3 protein-coding genes and 1 riboswitch are annotated in these 3,093 nt (G+C 72.5%); all 3 genes read left to right on the plus strand.

Translation table 11 applies throughout. From position 1 onward, the window contains the following. Positions 1–841: methionyl-tRNA formyltransferase (gene fmt, locus RT323_RS16435; protein WP_313410348.1), on the plus strand; the 841-nt coding region annotated here is incomplete at its 5' end. Beyond that, positions 838–2,106, plus strand: coding sequence for an RsmB/NOP family class I SAM-dependent RNA methyltransferase (locus RT323_RS16440; protein ID WP_313410350.1), 1,269 nt, complete (start codon positions 838–840; stop codon positions 2,104–2,106). The genes fmt and RT323_RS16440, both read left to right, overlap by 4 nt. Positions 2,107–2,122: 16 nt before the next feature. Next, positions 2,123–2,779 (plus strand): ribulose-phosphate 3-epimerase, encoded by a 657-nt coding sequence (rpe, locus tag RT323_RS16445; protein ID WP_313410352.1) that lies wholly within the window; start codon positions 2,123–2,125, stop codon positions 2,777–2,779. Between the two features lie 31 nt (positions 2,780–2,810). Continuing rightward, a riboswitch (FMN riboswitch) is annotated at positions 2,811–2,953 on the plus strand. Positions 2,954–3,093 lie beyond the last annotated feature (140 nt).

Raw genomic sequence — 3,093 nt, forward strand, 5'->3', positions numbered from 1 at the left:
CGTCGTCACGCGCCCGGACGCTCGGGTCGGCCGCGGACGGTCGCTGCAGCCGTCGCCCGTCGCCGCCGCGGCCGAGGCCCACGGCATCCCCGTCCTCAAGCCCACCTCCACGTCCGATCCCGCGTTCCTCGAGGAGCTCGCCGCCACGGGTGCTCGGCTCGGCGTGATCGTCGCCTACGGCGCGCTGCTGCGCCGTGACGTGCTGGACGCGCTGGAGTTCGGCTGGATCAACCTGCACTACTCCGTGCTGCCCGCGTGGCGCGGCGCCGCTCCGGTCCAGCGCTCGATCATGGCCGGCGACGAGGTCACCGGCGCCACGGTGTTCAGCCTCGTCGAGGCGCTCGACGCCGGTCCCGTCCTGGGCACGATCACCGAGCGGATCCTCGAGGGCGACACGACCGGCACCATGCTGGACCGCCTGTCCGACGAGGGCGCGAAGCTGGTGGTCGACGTCGTCGACCACATCGAGGACGGCGACATCGGGGCGATCTCGCAGCCCGAGGACGGCGTCTCGTACGCGCACAAGCTGACCACCGACGACGCGCGCATCGACTGGAAACGGCCGGCCTTCGCGATCGACCGCCAGATCCGTGGGTGCACCCCCGCGCCGGGTGCCTGGACCGAGGTCGACGGGGCCCGCCTCAAGGTCGGCCCGCTCTCGATCGCCGAGGAGTCCACCCTGGCGCCGGGCGTCGCCGCCATCGGCAAGCGTGAGGTGCGTGTCGGCACGGCCACCACCGACGTCGTCCTGGGCGAGGTCCAGCCCCACGGGAAGAAGGCGATGCCCGCGGCCGACTGGGGCCGAGGCCTCGGCGGTTCGACGGAGGTGACGTTCGCATGAGCGCCATCACCGACCCCCGCGAGGTCGCGTTCGACGTGATGTCGGCCGTCCGCACGCGCGAGGTGTACGTCAACCTGCTGCTGCCGACGCTGCTCAGCGGCCTGTCCGACCGCGACGCCGCGCTCGCCACCGAGCTGACCCACAACACGATCCGCCACCAGGGCACGTACGACGCGATCATCGACAGCGTGGCCACCAGCACGGTGCATCCCGCGGTGCGTGACGCGCTGCGGCTCGGTGCCCATCAGCTGCTGGCGATGCGCGTGCCCCCGCACGCCGCCGTCGACACCACCGTGAACCTGGTGCGTCGCCGGATCGGGCACAAGCCGGTCGGCTTCACGAACGCCGTCCTGCGCAAGATCGGTCGCAAGGACCTCGGCATGTGGGTCAACGAGGTCACCGCCGGGCTGGGGCGCCATGACGCGCTGGCGGTGCGCTACTCGCACCCGAAATGGGTCGTCGAGGCGCTCGAGCAGGCCGTCGGGCCGGATCAGCTCGAGGACCTGCTCGAGGCCGACAACATCCCGCCGTACGTCACGCTCGTCGCCCGTCCCGGACTGGTCGACCCGCGGTCGTTGCCCGGCGAGACGGGCCGGCTCAGCCCATACGCCCGCGTGATGACCGGCGGGGGAGACCCCGGCTTCGTCCCGGCCGTGCGCGACGGACGTGCCGGCGTGCAGGACGAGGGCTCGCAGATGGTCGCCATCACCACCGCCGAGGCGCCGCTCGAGGGCTACGACACGCACTGGCTCGACCTCGCCGCCGGTCCCGGTGGCAAGGCCGCCCTGCTCGGCGCGTTGGCCGCGCAGCGCGGCGCCATGCTCGTCGCGAACGAGATGCAGCCGCACCGCGCCGAGCTGGTGCGCCAGTCGGTGAAGGCGCTCAGGAACGTCGAGGTCACGGTGCACGACGGCCGACAGGGACCGTGGGAGGAGGAGTCGTTCGACCGCGTCCTGCTCGACGCCCCGTGCACCGGGCTGGGTGCCCTCCGGCGCCGTCCCGAGGCACGCTGGCGCCGCAAGCCCGGCGACGTCCCCGCCCTGGCTGCCCTGCAGCGCGAGCTGCTGACCCGTGCGGTCGACCTGGTGCGCCCCGGGGGAGTGGTCGGCTACGCGACCTGCTCGCCGTTGCCGGCCGAGACGCGTGCCGTCGTCGACGCCGTCCTCGCCGACCGCGCCGACGTGTCCCTCGAGTCCGAGCACCACTGGTGGCCGCACACCGACGGCACCGACGCGATGTACCTCGCGCTGCTGCGCCGCGCCTGATCGCTACGCTCGCCCCATGCGCATCACGCCGAGCCTGCTGAACGCCGACTTCGCGAACCTGGCGGGGGAGGCGGCCAGGATCCCGTCGGCCGACTTCCTGCACATGGACGTGATGGACAACCACTTCGTCCCCAACCTGACGCTGGGCGCGCCGGTGATCGAGGCACTCGCGAAGGCGGCGCCCCAGCCGATCGACGCGCACCTGATGATCGAGGACCCCGACCGCTGGGCGCCGCAGTTCGTCGAGGCCGGTGCCTCGAGCGTCACGTTCCACGCCGAGGCCGCGAAGGCGCCCGTCCGGCTGGCCCGCGAGATCCGCGCGCAGGGCGCACGGGCCTCGATGGCGCTCAAGCCCGCGACCCCGATCGAGCCGTACGAGGACCTGCTGCCCGAGCTGGACATGGTGCTGATCATGACGGTCGAGCCCGGGTTCGGTGGCCAGAGGTTCCTCGACCTGTGCCTGCCCAAGATCCGCCGCACCCGCGCCCTGCTCGACAAGGTCGGCGGCGACATCTGGCTGCAGGTCGACGGCGGGGTCTCGCTCGAGACGATCGAGCGCTGCGCCGAGGCCGGCGCCGACACGTTCGTCGCGGGCTCGGCCGTCTACAGCGCCGACGACCCCGGCGACATGGTCGAGCGGCTGCGTGAGACCGCCGCCGCCGCGTGTCACTGAGCCGGTAGACTCTCCCCGTACGAGCAAACGCTCGCGTGCTCCGGGGTCGGTGCAAGTCCGAACCGGCGGTGAAAGTCCGCGACCCGAGGTCCACGCTCAACCGAGTGCGGACCGAGGTTGAACCGGTGGAATTCCGGTACCGACGGTGAAAGTCCGGATGGAAGGCGCACGCAGCTGGGATGCCTGTCATCCGAGCCGTCCCCGGTGTGTCGTGAGCCCAAACCCGGGAGCACCGTGGCCAGCCAGACCGAGATCGACGCGATGCGTCGGGCGATCGACGCCGCCCGCACCGTGGGCCGGACCCTGCCGAACCC

The sequence above is a fragment of the Aeromicrobium sp. genome (genome assembly GCF_032084975.1).
Lineage (GTDB): Bacteria > Actinomycetota > Actinomycetes > Propionibacteriales > Nocardioidaceae > Aeromicrobium.